Below are 15,479 nucleotides of genomic sequence, written 5' to 3' on the forward strand. Positions count from 1 at the left end.
GTCTAAATGGTATCCAAAATCTGATTTTGTAGTGTTGTTTTTGATTGCTTTTTTGTTGTTTTAAGGTGAAATTCTGGCCTGATTTGCGATACTATGTGGTACTTGTTTTTATAATTATTTTATGGTTTGACATGACTTATATCATTTTTAGAACTCGGCTTTTAATCTACCTTCGAGGTATAATTAGTGTCTAGCGAAAACACTATTTAAAACCCTATTTTTTTTAGTTATGAAACAATCGATTTTAATTCCAACTGACTTTTCTGATAATGCTTGGAGTGCTTTATTATACACTTTAAATTTATATAAAAATGAAGTCTGTACCTTTTATCTATTACATGCCTGGTCCGTTAAATCTACCACACGCACTTATATTACCACAAACTATATTGATACTTTAAAAGCAGATGCTGAAAAACAGTTGTTTGACCTTAAAAATCAAGCGGATGCTATTGATCAAATGTCTAAGCATACTTTCGAGATTATTTTTAGTACCGAAAAACTGCACGATGCTGTTGACACTGCGGTTAAAGCACATGATATAGATCTTGTTTTTATGGGCACCAAAGGAAGCTCTAAATCCAAAGAAATCTTATTTGGGAGTAATACCATTACACTTATAAAAAAACTGAAGCTTTGCCCGATGGTTATTATACCCGATGGTTATGCGTTTGTGCCACCAAAACAAATGGCTTTTGCAACGGATTATAGTCGGTTTTTTGGTAACGAGTTACAGCCTTTAAAGGACTTTAGTAAATTATACGATTCCAAAATTAAGGTGGTCCATATCTGTAAAGACAAAACGCTTACGGATGCTCAAAACTATAATTTATCAATGTTACAGGCTAATTTAGGAGATTATCCACACAGTTTTAATTGGATAAAAGACGTGACTAATAAGACCGAAGCGATTAATACTTTTATTAAAGATGAGGCTATTAATATTCTAACCCTAATTAATTACGAGCATAGTTTTATTGAAAACCTTATTAACGAACCGGTGATTAAAAATGTGGTGTCCTATCCTACCATTCCGCTTTTAGTAATCCCTGCTATTGGGTAATTTAAAACAAAAGAAACATCCTATACAACAAAACAATTACGGGACTTAAAGGGCGCCTTTAAAAGGTTAAACTTTTCTTATTTGTAATTTTAATTTTGATAAAAACTGTATCTTTAAAGTAAACCATAACCTTATGAAATCAAACACTAGTAATTACCAAAACAAACAAGAATACCGTCTATTTATACAAGAATCGTATACTAATTTGGTAGCTTTTAAAACTAAAGGTGATAAAACAGCATTTAACGCTTTAGTTTTAGAGATTCTGCCAACGTTAAGGAATTATATAAATAGAGGTTTAAATGTATTTATAAGTAACGGACACTTTAGTAAAGGAAAATATAAAGGTGATGATATTATCGATCAGCTTTTTATTGAAATTTATGATCATATTGACGAGGTAAAACAGGCTTCTGATTTTTATGCTTGGTTGTATCAAAAAACAGATCAACTAATGCAAGACATTAAAGTGGAAGAAGAATTTAATGAGTTGTTTTTTAAAAACATCGATACGTATTCTAAACCAGAATGGGATGCTATGGAAGAAAAATACACCAAAGATGCAGATGGCGATTTTTTATTAATTGAAGAATTAACAGATCCGTCTTACAACCATAATGATTACGAATTAAAACCTGTTTTTATTGAAAATGATGAAGCCGATTTTATTACTAAAATAGATAAGCAAATCAATAAAGACACTATAAAACGACACACCAGTTTTGTGGTTGGTAATTTACCTGCAGCTATGCGTCATGTTTTTGAGTTATATACTAACGAAAAACTAACACTAGAAGAAATTGCATCTATAAGACAACAAACGTTAGACGATGTGAAGCAACTTTTAAAAGATGCTAAACGCGCCTTACAAGTTAGTCTTTACAATAGGTATTTATCAAACTAATACGTTACTATAACCATATTACATAAAAAAAGAGCTATTATTTATTAGCTCTTTTTTTATGCTTCTAATTTGATTTTGATTGTGGCTGTTATTGTGATTGAGATTGTGATTATGATAATTACGCTCTAAAATCTAATCGTTTTTTACCTGTTATGTCCTCAATTTTAATAATAAATATAGCCGGCACATTGTCTTTATAAATCTTACTAGAAAAATCGCTGATAAAATTAGCCTTGCTATGCTCCTTTTCTAATATCACAGCTTTAATTCCTAAAGAGAATTTATGCAAGTAGGCTTTTGCATCACTTCCAAAATGCTGTTCAAAAACCCCATGTACTAATACAGATTTCCAATCGGTAACAGTATCCACATCAGATACTAATAAGGATACGGTTGGATGTTTACGCATGGCACTCATTTTATGCCCATCTCCAGAATAACAAATAATAGCATTAGATTCTTTGTCAAAATAATAAGTAATAGGCACTACAAATGGTCTGTTATTATAGATATAACCGATCTGACCTATATAATTATTTTCTAAAACATACTCGATTTCTTTGGTTTCTAAATTTTTAAACATCCGTGATTGATTTAAGGTTATACTAGCTTTTGGTTGCGCATTGTCTGTTTTGCAACTGAAGTAATATTATTTAAAATTGCAGTTAAAAACTATGATATTAATCAGTTGTAGATTTTAATTCAATACAGGTGATTTCAGGTCGCATCCCAACTCTACCAGGAAAACCCAACCAACCCAAACCACGATTAACATAAAGATATTGTCCGTTAACTTGGTATAAACCTGCCCAATGTTTGTGCTTGTATTTTATAGGACTCCATTCCTTTTTTTTAATTCGAATACCTGCTTGCATACCATGTGTATGGCCTGATAAAGTCAAAGCAATGTTGGTTTTATCTAAAACTTCTTCCGTCCAATGCGTTGGATCATGAGATAGCAAGATTTTAAACGGAATGGCTTCCGCTTGGTGTAAGGCTTTTTGTAAATCGCCATATTGTTTAAATGGTGGATTGCCCCAATTTTCAATACCTAAAATGGCTATTTTGTCTGTGTTATGTTCAATTATATCCGCTTGATTTAATAAAAGCTTAAAATTGATCGTATTAAAAAACTGTTTTATAGTTTCAAAATTAGCTGCTTTTTCTTGTTCGGTTTGCCACGTACTGTAGTCGCCATAATCATGATTTCCTAAAATGGCGTATTTCCCTTTTTTTGCTTTTAATTTTCCTAAGGTATTTTCCCATCCTTCTAATTCCCAAGCATAATTATTTACCAAATCTCCAGTAAAGCATATGTAATCTGCATTTTCGTGATTTATTTTTTTTATAGCTTTATCCAAAAGATGGTAGCGGTAATTAAAACTGCCTAAATGTAAATCGGAAATTTGTATGATTTTTAATCCGTTAAACGCTTTTGGTAACTGCCTAAATGTAAGGGTTACATGATGTACTTTAAAATGATACGCCGATTTAAAAATAGCATAAGCAATAACAAAAAATGGCAAAAACCCAGCAATTAAACCTATTAAAGGAATGATAATAAGCGACTGTTTTTCTGAGATGATATAGTTTGAATAATGTAAAATAGAAATAACAACTACAAATATTATTTTAGGAATAAAAGAAGACACTGTCAGTCCATATAACGAAGAAATAAGGCGCTGCTTTTTCTTTACAGCCACATGATCTAGTCTTACCTTTAGAATGATAATGGCAGTAATTAAACCAATAGTAAACAGCCAAAACACAACATTGATTGTTGTTACTAAAACCTGAGACGACATAAGGTGTGTTACAGATTGCAGCCAATAAAACGCTAAAGCATCAATAACTAAAATAGCAAAACACAATAGTAATATTTTATAAATGGAATGACTACGCATACTGATTTTAAGTCCTTTAAACGTTTACAACGTTTTATTTTTTAATTTCTATTTCAGGGATTTTAATAAGTTCAACTGTTGCTGAAGCTAAAACAACTTTACCATTGGTAGCTTCGATATCTTTTCTAATCAGATCGTTTAAAAGGTGTTTAGTGATTCTCCTTTTTTTATAATCGACGATATAACGCAAATTAAATTGAATCCAATTATCTGTTAACGTTGTTGCTAGCGTCGGCTCTACCATTGCATCTTCTACATAATATTTAGACACGACCTCTGTCCATTTATCTTTTGAAGCTTTAGTATACTCCGCTAACGTTGTTGTTGCAGCGCCAATAATTATACTTTTAGCCAACTCGATATCAGAACCATAACGGATTGGTAAATTAAACTCGTCCCAAATAAAAGGAAAATCTTTAGAGTAATTATACACAGGACCCTTAAACACAAAGGCGTTACTCAGTTTTACAATGCGCCCTGTATAATTATCGCTTTGCACCCATTGTCCAATTTCCATCATAGTGGTGTAAATACTATCCACATCAATAACGTCTCCTTTAATACCGTTAATCTCAATACGATCTCCAGGCTCATACACTTTTACAATAAAAATATAAACAGAACCTGCAATACTTAAAATTAACTCTTGTAATGTAAATGCTAATCCCGCAGACAGCAAACCTAAGGTTACTGTAAAGTCTTTTATACTTCCCGTAAAATATAGAATAGTGATAACACTAAGTATAAAATAGCCCAGTAACTCAATACCTTTTTGAGATTTATATCTTACTGAAGTATTGGCTATGTTACGTTTTAAAAAGCGTCTTATAATTTGTACACATAGCAATACAAACACCACTATTACACTATATTTTAAAATACTTTTTACAAGAGGATAGTCTTGAAACAACTGTTGTATTGCGTCCATTATTTAATATTAGTATGACCTATCAATCTTCGTAAAGCCTTAATTTATTATTAAGCGATGTTATTTCGCTTTGCAAGGTTTCGACACGTTTTAATAAATTATATACTGCATCCAAGCCTTCCAAATTGATGTTTAAATCATAATGCAAACGCATCATTTTTTCGACTTCATTAATTTGCGTTACTTTAATATATTGGTCTTGCTCTGAAACTACAATTTCTATTAGTTCGTAATCCTCTAACTGGTTAATAAACGTTGTAGGCACATTATAATGCGTGCAAAAAGTGGTTATAGAAATTAAATCTATTACTTCCATAATTATCTTAATTTTTGAAGTTCGGTAAATAATGCTTTCTCTTTATCAGTAAGTTTTGTCGGCGTTTTTATTTGGTATGTGATATACAAATCTCCAAACTGTCCTGCTTTTTTGTACTTAGGAAACCCTTTGCCTTTCAACTTAACCTTTGTTCCGTTTTGAGTTTCTGGTTTAATAGTTAATTTAACTTTACCGTCAAAGGTATCTACCATCAAATCGCCACCTAATAATGCGGTGTATAAATCTAAATCTACTGTAGCATACAGGTTGTCTTTATCTCTTTTAAAGGCGGTAGTATTAGTAATTGAAAACTGAATTAATAAATCACCATTTGGTCCGTTATTTGTGCCTTTACCACCGTGTCCTTTAATCTTAATAGTTTGCCCGTTTTCTACTCCTGCAGGAATAGTAATTCTGATATTTTTATTGTTAACAGTCAGCGTACGTTTATGGTCTTCGTACACATCTTTTAGATCCAACTGTAGCTCTGCATTAAAATCTTGACCTCTAAATCTTGAAGTGCGTTGCCCTCCTGACGCCTGACCACCAAACATGTTACCAAAGATGTCTTCAAAATCATGCTGACTATAGCCGCCCGCTTGACCAGATTGACCTTGATATGCACGTTGTTGCTGTTGTTGCTGGCGTTTTGACTGCTCGTAAGCTTCAGAATTTTGCCAATGCTCTCCATATTGATCGTATTTTTTACGGTTTTCAGGATTACTCAACACCTCATTAGCTTCATTAATTTCTTTAAACTTTAGTTCAGCATCTTTATCATTCGGATTTAAATCTGGGTGATACTTACGTGCTAGTTTTCGGTATGCTTTTTTTATATCTTTTTCGGACGCTGTTTTGGAGAGTCCCAATGTTTTATAATAATCTACAACTGCCATTTATTTTGATTTATGATGTTCGATATGTTCTTTTAATGTGTTTAAATAATCTTGTAAAACCGTAGGATTTATTTCTGGATGTTCCATAGAAGGAATCGTGCTTGGATCTTCTTGCAAAAGCGCATATAACTCTGGATAATTTTTCTCAATTTTAAAAGTTAAATCAGTAATTTCTTTTATTAATTCCTGCTCTGTTTTCATATCCTAAATGGGTTTAATTCTTATAAATGTACTCTTAAATTTACAAGAATAAATTGACAACAATCAGTTTAATGTGTTAATAATTAGCTAATTATTTTACCATCTTCCATCGTGATAATACGATCGGTACGTTTTGCAAAATCTTCGTCATGGGTTACAATTAACAAGGATAAATTTTCTTCCACACTTAGCTTTTTAAAGATATTAAACACATTATCTGCATTATGACTATCTAGATTCCCTGTGGGCTCATCCCCCATAATTATTGATGGATTATTTATCAGCGCTCTCGCAATAGCAACGCGCTGTTTTTCGCCTCCAGATACTTGAGACGCACGTTTATGTGCTAAATGCTCGATATTTAATATTCTTAGTTTCTCAAGCGCATCTTTTTCTATGGCTTTGATGCTTTTTTCGCCTAACTTTTTAGCAGGCAACATCACGTTTTCTAATACCGTAAATTCTGATAATAAATAATGAAACTGAAAAACAAAACCAATGTGTTTGTTTCTTATAACAGTTAACTTTTGTCTGCTATCCCCTGTTATTAACTCGTTATTCAAATACAATTCACCCTCATACTCTGTATCCATGGTAGACAAAATGTACAATAGCGTAGATTTCCCACAACCAGACTTTCCCATTATGGAGACAAATTCGCCTTTATTAATTTTAAAACTAATATCCTTTAGCACGTGAAAAGACACTGGCTTTTTAAAGTATTTGTTTATATTTTTTGCTTCTAAAACGGTTTCCATTATTGTCCTCTTATTATTCTTACTGGGTCTATTTTCTTAGCTTTAAGCGAAGGCAAATAGCCTGCAAAAAAAGTTGAAATAATTGCAAACGAAAACCCTATAACATAATACCAGATACTAAAATCTATAGGGTACGTTTCTACTTTTGCTAATGCGTCCGTTTTAAACGGAATGGTGCTAATTATATTAGTAAAAATCAAACCGATTAACAGTCCTAGAAGACCTCCAACTATTCCAATAATTAAGGCTTGACTCATAAAAATATACTGCACATCATTGCCTGAAAAACCGACTGCTTTTAAAATAGCTATGTCATTCATTTTTTCATAAATAAGCATACTTAAAATATTGTACACACCAAAACCTGCAACAATCAATAACGCGATAGAAACCGCATAAGTAATAAGATTTCTAACATCTGTACCGGTTTCAAATTGTGCGTTAGCGGTTTTTATATCTATAGCAGTTACATTAAATTGTTGTTCTATTTTTTTAGATAATGGCAATGCCTTTTCAATATCATAAAGCTTGACATTAATATCTGTTATGTAATTTTGTGCTTCACCTAAAATACGTTGCACTGTTTTTAAATTAACAAAACTTTGAATAGCATCAACATCCGAAATACCACTTTGGTAAAGACCAACAATTCTTAAAGGAAAAACATCACCTTTTATTGTGCTTATCTGAATACGATCACCAACCGATAACGCCATTTTTTTGGCAATACCTGATCCCAATAATATTCCATTTTCAGTGTTTTTAAGTTTCTCAGGAGAACCTTCAATAATATAATCTCTAAAATTAAATAATCTAGCTTCTTCCGTAGGTTGTATCCCTGTTAAATTACCAGCAATTTCAATAGAACCTGCGATATAAAATATTTGTGTTTTTATTTGCGGAATCGCTCCTTTTACATCTTCATTCTCATTTAAAAAATTTATAATAGGTGTAGCATTGTGGATTTTTTTCTGACTTAACTTTGGTTTGATAGAATGCACCACATTTAAGCTGTTTTTAAAGGCATCATAAATATCTACAGGTTGCTGTTTTGAGGGTTCAATTTCATTATAGACATGTATATGTGGGGTTTGATTTAAAATTAAATCGTCTAACATATTGTTTAATCCAGTCATAAAACTAACCAAAGTAATATACGCACCAATACCAAAAGTGACTCCTAAAGCCGCAATAGCAGTAGATTTAAACTTAGTTAACAATTGCTTTTTTGCAATATCAAGTATGACAGGCCAGTTTACCATTATTCTGGTTTATAGATGTATGTGTCTTTGGTAATACCGTCTAAAACCTCAATACTTTCAAGATCTCCTAAACCTGTAGTAATGGTTACTAAACCAGCATCAGTTTGCACCTGGTTATTACCGGTGATATAACTTTTAGGGATGGTTAGCACATTTTGCTTTTTAGAAATAACAATATTTGCTTCGCCAGAAAGTCCCGGATACAATACATCAGGAGGATTTACAAAAACAGCTTCGACTTTAAAGGTCTGATTACGCTCGTCTTTTTTAGGATAAATTTTGGACACTTTACCTTCCAAGACTTTACCGTTATAAGCATCCAATGTTATTAATACGTCCTGATTTTTAATAATTTTGACAATATCCACTTCGTCAACCAACATTTCAATAATAAAAGTAGAAGCACTTCCAATGGAAGCTATAGGTTCCATAGTATTTATAAGCTCTCCAGAGGCTTTATAAAGGGCATACACCTTACCATTTATAGTGCTTTTTACAGTAAAGTCTTTAGTGTTAATTAAAGAGGTTTGATAGGTGTTTTTTGCTTGTTTAACATTGGTGTTTAACTGATTTTTAGTTTGGTTATATTTATTTTTAAGTAATGTCCAGCTGTTTTTTGATAATTGATAATTTAATTGTTTGTTATCAAAATCAGCTTTAGAACCTATGTTTTGATTCCAAAGATTTTGTTGTCTAAAAAAGTTAACCGAATCGTTTTTATATTTCAAATTAGCAGCTTCAATTTCATCTAAAATTCCTGATAAAATAGCCGCACTCCCATTGTAATTTTCTTTAGCCAAATCCAAAGCTAGTTTTGCGTTTTGCGTATTTAAAACTGGTGTGTTATTAATAATCTGAGAGAGGGCTTGTCCTTTTGTAACTAAATCACCTTCTTCTACTAAATTTTGATCTAAAATACCTGCAACACTAGCGTAAGCTTGATATAAACTATCGGGTTGTATTGTTACAGATGTATATACAAACTCCGTTAAATCTTGGGTTGTAGGACGTGTTTTTTCTGTATCTTTTTTACAAGACCACAAAAATAAAATGGCTACAAAAAACAAATACTTTTTCATATCTTTTTTAATTCGATATCTAACTTAGCTAATAATATTAATTCGGACTTATTTCTACCAGAAAAACGACTCGCAATAGCATTTGCTGTTTGTAATACCAACGCTTTTGTTTTGGGTGTAAAAAGGACTTTATTGGTTGTCATATAGCTCAAAAAGTTATCAAAACAGACCTCAGCCTCGTGCGCTTTTGTATCATGTAACCAATCAAACATAGCCACAATAATATTGGCATTATTAGAATGCGACCACGCTTGCTTCACAACCATTTTTAAAGTCTCAATTTCTGTAGCTTCTACAACGCCATCTGCATTAGCTATAGCATAAAATAATTCTCCAAGATTTTGATAGAATAGCGTCGTACTATCTTGCTTATTTTTCATCCCATTAATTTAACATCCAAAGTAATCCTAATGCATTACCTAACACATGATATTAATCAGTTAATACAGTAATAGTGCCTTTTTTTTTGTATTTTGAATTTTTATTTTACACCACAAGCGCCCTTTATGTTTAAGAATAATCAGGACATTTTTCAAATTTTATCTGAAGCAATCTCAGAAGGCATTCTAATAGTCGATGAAACTCAAACCATTATAGCCGTAAATTCGTCTACAGAAGACATGTTTGGTTATGATAAAGACGAATTAAACACCAAACCATTAGAAACATTAATCCCTTCTAATTATCAAAAAGGACACGGTAAGCAGTTTAATTCGTATTACAAAAACAGTGAAAAACGTACCATGGGTAAAGGACGTGCTCTTTTTGCTGTTAAAAAAGATGGTAGTACATTTCCTGTAGAAGTCGGTTTAAATCCATTTAACGTGGCTGACAAAAAATACGTTATGGCCTTAGTTATAGATATTACCGAACGTAAAAACTATACAGATAAACTAGAAAAAACGGTTGAAGAACGCACTAAACAACTTAGAGAAGCTTTAGAAACGGAAAAAGAATTAAACGATTTAAAAACCAAGTTTTTATCGCTAGTATCTCACGAATTTAAAACACCTTTAACAGGGATTTTAACCTCGTCCATGCTATTAAGTAAATACAAACTAGCAGAGCAACAAGACAAAAGAGACAAGCATATAAATACCATAAATAGTAAAGTACAATACCTAAATAATATTTTAAACGACTTCCTGTCTGTTGAGAAACTAGAATCTGGAAAGGTTAATTATAAGTTTACCGAGTTTAGATTAAGTAAAGTTGTAAACGAAGTGGTTTACAATGCTAATATGCTTTTAAAAGAAGGTCAGAAAATAAAATACCCTGAAAATATTGATGACATTTCATTGATATTAGACGAAAAAACGATAGAATTAGCTTTGTCTAATTTGGTGCATAATGCTATAAAATACTCGCCTGAAAACACCACTATCGAGCTACAAGTCAATCAGGATAAGACGCACACCACTTTTAAGATTATTGACAACGGAATTGGGATTCCGAAAAATGATCAAAAAAATATTTTTAATCGCTATTTTAGAGCCGAAAACGCTTTACTAGACCAAGGGACTGGTATTGGTTTAAACATTGTAAAAACGCATTTAGAAAACTTAGGAGGATCTATAAGTTTTGAAAGTATCGAAAATTCAGGATCCACTTTTACTATTATAATACCTAACAAAGCCAACTAATGAAAACCATACTTTTAATTGAAGATGATATTGTTTTAAGAGAAAATACAAAAGAGCTTTTAGAACTATCCGATTATAATGTAACTACTGCTGCCAATGGTAAATTAGGTTTACAGGCTGCAATAGCCACTTTGCCTGATATTATTGTTTGCGATATCATGATGCCAGAATTAGATGGTTATGGTGTCTTAGAAGGTTTGTCTAAACAAGATAGTACTATGCATATTCCGTTTATCTTTTTGTCTGCAAAAACGGAACGACATGATGTTAGAAAAGGCATGGATTTGGGTGCGGATGATTATATTACAAAACCATTTAGTGAAGACGAAATTATTAGCGCAATTGAAAGTCGATTAGCAAAAGCTGCTATTTTAAAAGACAGACGAAATCAGCAAGCATCTAAAAACGATGACAGCCAAGACGAACTAAGAAGTTTAAACGATTTAAAAAACTTTTTTGATGACAATGGTGAGATTTTTGATTTTTCTAAAGACGAGCACATTTACATCGAAGGAAAAAACTCCAACTACATTTATCTAATAACAAAAGGTATTGTAAAGTGTCATAAATTAGATGAAAATGGAAAAGAGCTAACCACAGCATTACATAAAGAAGATGATTTGTTTGGGTATACCTCGTTTACACAAAACATTCCTTATCAAGAAACTGCAACCACTATTAGTGATGCTACCCTAGTTGGATTATCTAAAAACGAACTTAAAAACATACTAAACACCAATCATAAATTAACCTTAGAGTTAATCCAATTGCTAACGGATGATATTACTGGCGTAAAAAATCAGCTTTTAGAAATGGCATACAGCTCGGTTTATAAAAAAACAGCGACTACCATTTTAAAGTTTGCTGACAAATTAAATTGTAAACCAGACGAGGCTATTAAAATATCTAGAAGTGATCTAGCCAGTGTTGCTGGTATTGCTACCGAAACTTTGATTAGAACCTTATCTAGTTTTAAAAAGCAAGGTTTGATAGTTATAGAAGGCCGAAATATTAGAATTGTTGATGTTGAAAAACTTAAGGAGGTCTGCTAAAATTATACTAAAATAAAGTAGATATGATTTTTATCATTTTTTAAACTGCTTGATAACTATAGATTTGTTTGAATAAGACCTATTTAAAATGAAATCTATATTACTACCTACAGATTTTTCTGAAAATTCATGGAATGCTATCGCCTATGCGCTACGCTATTTTTCTAACACAACGTGTACGTTTTACTTACTTCATGTTAACCCAATAACAGAAGTTGCTATTACAGATATAGACTATAATTACAACATAGAACCATTAATAACAGAAGAATTACAAACAAAACCTGCTAGAAAAAAATTAAATGGGCTGCTAAAAAAAATAGCAATTCAGTTTTCTAACAATCCTAAGCATTCTTTTTTTACAATCAACGATACTGATTTTTTTATAGACGCGGTTAGAAAACAAGTTTTAGAAAAAAAAATAGACCTTATAGTAATGGGTACCAAAGGTGCTTCTGGATTAAAAAAGTTAATTATTGGTAGTAATACAGCAGACATAATAACTAAAGTAAAATGCAATACGTTAGTTGTTCCAGAAAACGCAACTTTTAAATCGTTAGACCAAATTGCATTTCCAACGGATTTATTACAATTTTATGGAATAACAACCTTAGCGCCTATTTTAGAGAACTTAGAGCATTTTAATGGCACATTAAACATTGTAAATATTAACAAAAAAGAAGTCAATCTAAATAAAGATCAAGAAAAAAACAAAGACTTTTTAGAAGACTATTTTAGTACATATCCTCATCAATTTCATTTTTTAACACATACAAAAATAGAAAATGGAATTAATACCTTTGTAAAAAGTAAAAATATAGATATGATTGTAATGATTGCCAAAAGTCTTAATTACTTTCAGCAACTATTTTTTCATTCTAAAATAGAAGAAATAAGCTATCAAACGGATATTCCGTTTTTAGTGCTTCACGAATAATTTACAACATGAATATAGGCTTAGTCCTTTCTGGTGGTGGTATGCGAGGTGCCGCACATATTGGCGCTATAAAAGCATTGGAAGAACACGGTATTTTCCCAACACACATAGCAGGCGCCAGTGCTGGTGCTATTATTGGCGCATTGTATGCTTATGGCTTTTCTTGCGAAAAAATGTTGGACTTTTTAAAAACAATTCAGCTTTTTAATTACAAAAAATTTGCAGTTAGTAAACCTGGATTTATTGATGCCGAAAAATATTATAACTACTTTAAAAAACAGTTTCCTGAAGATAATTTTAACGCATTAAACAAACAACTCTTTATAACTGCTACTAATATTTTAAGTGGCGATTCAGAGGTCTTTACGGATGGAGAGTTAATCAAACCTGTCTTGGCATCTGCTTCATTTCCTGGATTGTTTTCGCCAATAAAAATGAAACAAGGATTATATGTAGATGGTGGTGTATTAAATAACTTTCCTGCAGAGTTATTACAAAAAGACTGCGATCAAGTCATTGGTGTTTATTTAAACTTATACAAAACCAAAACACAAGCGCAATTAAAACATTTTCATAATATTATTGAGCGCTCCATTACTATAGGTGCAGTACAAGCTGATATACAAAAGTTTTCCGATTGTGATATTTTAGTGGCACCTCATGCCTTAAGTCAGTTTGCGCTTTTTGATAAAAGAAATATCGATGCTATTTATAAAATTGGTTATGACAGCATGAAAGCAGCCTTAAAAGATAAGCAGACTAATACTTAATTATGTAATTAGTAAACATTCCCTAAAATGTACGACTCTTATTATGACAAGCAATTCCGTATCTTTGTTATATAAAGGCTTTACATGAAACTGAACATAAAAAACACATTTACCTCACAACTTCCCGCAGATCCAATAACAGACAATAGTAGACGTCAAGTCACTAAAGCATGTTATAGTTTTGTAACACCAAAACAAACTGCAAAACCAGAATTAGTGCATGTCTCTCCAGAAATGTTGGACACCCTAGGTATGTCAGAAAACGATGCTAAAACAAAACAGTTTTTAAACGTATTTACGGGTAATACTGTGTTGGAAGGCACCACGCCATACGCTATGTGTTATGGTGGACACCAATTTGGACATTGGGCTGGGCAATTAGGTGATGGTCGTGCTATTAATTTATTTGAAGTCGAACACAATAACAAAAACTGGAAACTACAATTAAAAGGTGCTGGAGAAACACCATATTCTAGAACAGCAGATGGTTTAGCAGTTTTACGAAGCTCTGTTAGAGAGTATTTATGTAGCGAAGCTATGTATCATTTAGGTGTGCCAACCACACGCGCTTTAAGCTTAGCGTTATCCGGAGACCAAGTCTTGCGTGACGTCATGTATAACGGTAATCCAGATTACGAAAAAGGTGCGATTGTGTCTAGAATTTCTCCAAGCTTTTTACGTTTTGGAAGTTTCGAGATTTTAGCCTCAAGACAAGATACGGAAACCTTAAAAACACTTGTAGACTATACTATAAATACCCATTTTACGCATTTAGGTACACCAAACAAACACGCTTACGTTCAGTTTTTTAACGCGGTAGCTATGCGAAGTTTAGACATGGTTATCCATTGGCAACGTGTTGGTTTTGTGCATGGTGTTATGAATACCGATAACTTATCAATCCTAGGATTAACTATCGATTATGGACCTTACGGATGGTTAGAAGGTTTTGAGCCTGGATGGACGCCAAATACTACAGATAATCAAAACAAACGCTACCAATATGGCGCGCAACCAGATATTGTCCTTTGGAATTTATACCAATTAGCAAATGCCTTATATCCATTAATTGAAGAAGCAGAAGGTTTAGAAGCGGTGTTAGCAAATTATGCAGAACAGAAAGACATCCAATACCTACAAATGATGCGTAGTAAAATTGGATTGTCATCCGAAGAGCAATTAGATGCCAATCTTATTCAAGAACTAGAAGACTGTTTGCAGTTAACAGAAACAGATATGACTATCTTTTTCCGTAATCTATCAGATTTTGATGGTGTAAATCCGACTAACGGGTTACAAATTATTCGTGAGTCTTTTTACGACATAAAATCAGTAACCGAAGCTATAAAAGACAGATGGAACTTATGGTTTGAGAGTTATGCAGACCGTTTGGAACGCGACCCAATTTCAGCGAAAGCGAAAAAAGAAAACATGAACAGCGTAAACCCAAAATACGTGTTACGTAATTACATGGCGCAATTAGCTATAGATGATGCTAACAAAGGCGACTACAAACTTATTGATGACTTATTCAATTTATTAAAACAACCTTATGCAGAGCAACCTAAATACGAAAAATGGTTTGCAAAACGACCAGAATGGGCAAGACATAAAGTAGGTTGTTCTATGTTGTCATGTAGCTCTTAGTTTTTATAAATATATAATTTTTAACTCCTCTCGTTAACTAAAGAGCGATGAATTTCAGCTTTAGCTTAAATCGGAGAGTTTGACCTAAAACGCGAAGCAGTTTTAAAACCCTATTTAAA

Annotated in this window: 17 protein-coding genes; 7 read left to right on the forward strand and 10 right to left on the reverse strand. The window is 32.3% G+C overall.

The features are described 5' to 3' along the window. Window positions 1–229: 229 nt before the first annotated feature. Window positions 230–1,063: a universal stress protein gene (locus BMZ09_RS10715; protein ID WP_090840388.1), complete on the forward strand. Its 834-nt coding sequence runs from the start codon at window positions 230–232 to the stop codon at window positions 1,061–1,063. Between the two features lie 133 nt (window positions 1,064–1,196). After that, complete coding sequence (locus tag BMZ09_RS10720; RefSeq protein WP_090840390.1) at window positions 1,197–1,967, forward strand: RNA polymerase sigma factor; 771 nt, start codon at window positions 1,197–1,199, stop codon at window positions 1,965–1,967. 118 nt (window positions 1,968–2,085) lie between these two features. Here the strand turns inward: BMZ09_RS10720 and BMZ09_RS10725 are convergent, their stop codons facing one another. From BMZ09_RS10725 to BMZ09_RS10770, 10 genes are all read right to left on the reverse strand, one after another. After that, window positions 2,086–2,550, reverse strand: a complete 465-nt coding sequence (locus BMZ09_RS10725) for a pyridoxamine 5'-phosphate oxidase family protein (protein ID WP_090840392.1) — start codon at window positions 2,548–2,550, stop codon at window positions 2,086–2,088. A 97-nt stretch (window positions 2,551–2,647) separates the two neighbouring features. Then, window positions 2,648–3,871, reverse strand: a complete 1,224-nt coding sequence (locus BMZ09_RS10730) for a metallophosphoesterase (RefSeq protein WP_090840395.1) — start codon at window positions 3,869–3,871, stop codon at window positions 2,648–2,650. A 34-nt stretch (window positions 3,872–3,905) separates the two neighbouring features. Continuing rightward, a complete protein-coding gene (locus BMZ09_RS10735; RefSeq protein ID WP_090840397.1) occupies window positions 3,906–4,799 on the reverse strand; it encodes a mechanosensitive ion channel family protein in 894 nt (297 codons plus the stop codon). 22 nt (window positions 4,800–4,821) lie between these two features. Beyond that, window positions 4,822–5,115 (reverse strand): chaperone modulator CbpM, encoded by a 294-nt coding sequence (locus tag BMZ09_RS10740; protein ID WP_090840399.1) that lies wholly within the window; start codon window positions 5,113–5,115, stop codon window positions 4,822–4,824. 2 nt (window positions 5,116–5,117) lie between these two features. Beyond that, window positions 5,118–6,011 (reverse strand): DnaJ C-terminal domain-containing protein, encoded by an 894-nt coding sequence (locus BMZ09_RS10745; RefSeq protein ID WP_090840401.1) that lies wholly within the window; start codon window positions 6,009–6,011, stop codon window positions 5,118–5,120. Beyond that, entirely contained in the window at window positions 6,012–6,212 is a 201-nt protein-coding gene (locus BMZ09_RS10750) for a hypothetical protein (protein ID WP_090840403.1), read from the reverse strand. A gap of 83 nt (window positions 6,213–6,295) precedes the next feature. Then, entirely contained in the window at window positions 6,296–6,970 is a 675-nt protein-coding gene (locus tag BMZ09_RS10755; protein WP_090840405.1) for an ABC transporter ATP-binding protein, read from the reverse strand. Then, window positions 6,970–8,232, reverse strand: coding sequence for an ABC transporter permease (locus BMZ09_RS10760; protein WP_090840406.1), 1,263 nt, complete (start codon window positions 8,230–8,232; stop codon window positions 6,970–6,972). The genes BMZ09_RS10755 and BMZ09_RS10760 overlap by 1 nt, the downstream gene beginning before the upstream one ends. Further along, the gene (locus tag BMZ09_RS10765) at window positions 8,232–9,311 is read right to left on the reverse strand and encodes an efflux RND transporter periplasmic adaptor subunit (RefSeq protein WP_090840407.1); all 1,080 of its coding nucleotides are present in this window, start codon (window positions 9,309–9,311) and stop codon (window positions 8,232–8,234) included. Before BMZ09_RS10765 ends, BMZ09_RS10760 begins: the two co-directional genes overlap by 1 nt. After that, a complete protein-coding gene (locus tag BMZ09_RS10770; RefSeq protein WP_090840409.1) occupies window positions 9,308–9,691 on the reverse strand; it encodes a hypothetical protein in 384 nt (127 codons plus the stop codon). Before BMZ09_RS10770 ends, BMZ09_RS10765 begins: the two co-directional genes overlap by 4 nt. 126 nt (window positions 9,692–9,817) lie before the next feature. Here BMZ09_RS10770 and BMZ09_RS10775 point away from each other — a divergent pair, with 126 nt between their 5' ends. The 5 genes from BMZ09_RS10775 to BMZ09_RS10795 all read left to right on the forward strand — a co-directional run bounded on the left by BMZ09_RS10775 (window position 9,818) and on the right by BMZ09_RS10795 (window position 15,360). Next, window positions 9,818–10,954 carry a PAS domain-containing sensor histidine kinase gene (locus tag BMZ09_RS10775; protein WP_090840411.1) on the forward strand — a complete coding sequence of 379 codons (1,137 nt, stop codon included), beginning with the start codon at window positions 9,818–9,820 and terminating at the stop codon, window positions 10,952–10,954. After that, entirely contained in the window at window positions 10,954–12,006 is a 1,053-nt protein-coding gene (locus BMZ09_RS10780) for a response regulator (RefSeq protein ID WP_090840414.1), read from the forward strand. The genes BMZ09_RS10775 and BMZ09_RS10780 overlap by 1 nt, the downstream gene beginning before the upstream one ends. Before the next feature lie 88 nt (window positions 12,007–12,094). After that, the gene (locus BMZ09_RS10785) at window positions 12,095–12,943 is read left to right on the forward strand and encodes a universal stress protein (RefSeq protein ID WP_090840416.1); all 849 of its coding nucleotides are present in this window, start codon (window positions 12,095–12,097) and stop codon (window positions 12,941–12,943) included. Window positions 12,944–12,951: 8 nt separating this feature from the next. Beyond that, window positions 12,952–13,713 carry a patatin-like phospholipase family protein gene (locus tag BMZ09_RS10790; RefSeq protein ID WP_090840418.1) on the forward strand — a complete coding sequence of 254 codons (762 nt, stop codon included), beginning with the start codon at window positions 12,952–12,954 and terminating at the stop codon, window positions 13,711–13,713. An 84-nt stretch (window positions 13,714–13,797) separates the two neighbouring features. After that, a complete protein-coding gene (locus BMZ09_RS10795) occupies window positions 13,798–15,360 on the forward strand; it encodes a protein adenylyltransferase SelO (protein WP_090840420.1) in 1,563 nt (520 codons plus the stop codon). Window positions 15,361–15,479 lie beyond the last annotated feature (119 nt).

Source organism: Olleya namhaensis (assembly GCF_900114005.1).
In the GTDB taxonomy this organism is placed as follows: Bacteria; Bacteroidota; Bacteroidia; order Flavobacteriales; family Flavobacteriaceae; genus Olleya; species Olleya namhaensis.

Bases quoted from the DNA above. Each gene is read 5' to 3' on its own strand.
- BMZ09_RS10715 (WP_090840388.1), top strand. From the start codon at position 230: ATGAAACAATCGATTTTAATTCCAACTGACTTTTCTGATAATGCTTGG.
- BMZ09_RS10720 (WP_090840390.1), top strand. From the start codon at position 1,197: ATGAAATCAAACACTAGTAATTACCAAAACAAACAAGAATACCGTCTA.
- BMZ09_RS10725 (WP_090840392.1), bottom strand. From the start codon at position 2,550: ATGTTTAAAAATTTAGAAACCAAAGAAATCGAGTATGTTTTAGAAAAT.
- BMZ09_RS10730 (WP_090840395.1), bottom strand. From the start codon at position 3,871: ATGCGTAGTCATTCCATTTATAAAATATTACTATTGTGTTTTGCTATT.
- BMZ09_RS10735 (WP_090840397.1), bottom strand. From the start codon at position 4,799: ATGGACGCAATACAACAGTTGTTTCAAGACTATCCTCTTGTAAAAAGT.
- BMZ09_RS10740 (WP_090840399.1), bottom strand. From the start codon at position 5,115: ATGGAAGTAATAGATTTAATTTCTATAACCACTTTTTGCACGCATTAT.
- BMZ09_RS10745 (WP_090840401.1), bottom strand. From the start codon at position 6,011: ATGGCAGTTGTAGATTATTATAAAACATTGGGACTCTCCAAAACAGCG.
- BMZ09_RS10750 (WP_090840403.1), bottom strand. From the start codon at position 6,212: ATGAAAACAGAGCAGGAATTAATAAAAGAAATTACTGATTTAACTTTT.
- BMZ09_RS10755 (WP_090840405.1), bottom strand. From the start codon at position 6,970: ATGGAAACCGTTTTAGAAGCAAAAAATATAAACAAATACTTTAAAAAG.
- BMZ09_RS10760 (WP_090840406.1), bottom strand. From the start codon at position 8,232: ATGGTAAACTGGCCTGTCATACTTGATATTGCAAAAAAGCAATTGTTA.
- BMZ09_RS10765 (WP_090840407.1), bottom strand. From the start codon at position 9,311: ATGAAAAAGTATTTGTTTTTTGTAGCCATTTTATTTTTGTGGTCTTGT.
- BMZ09_RS10770 (WP_090840409.1), bottom strand. From the start codon at position 9,691: ATGAAAAATAAGCAAGATAGTACGACGCTATTCTATCAAAATCTTGGA.
- BMZ09_RS10775 (WP_090840411.1), top strand. From the start codon at position 9,818: ATGTTTAAGAATAATCAGGACATTTTTCAAATTTTATCTGAAGCAATC.
- BMZ09_RS10780 (WP_090840414.1), top strand. From the start codon at position 10,954: ATGAAAACCATACTTTTAATTGAAGATGATATTGTTTTAAGAGAAAAT.
- BMZ09_RS10785 (WP_090840416.1), top strand. From the start codon at position 12,095: ATGAAATCTATATTACTACCTACAGATTTTTCTGAAAATTCATGGAAT.
- BMZ09_RS10790 (WP_090840418.1), top strand. From the start codon at position 12,952: ATGAATATAGGCTTAGTCCTTTCTGGTGGTGGTATGCGAGGTGCCGCA.
- BMZ09_RS10795 (WP_090840420.1), top strand. From the start codon at position 13,798: ATGAAACTGAACATAAAAAACACATTTACCTCACAACTTCCCGCAGAT.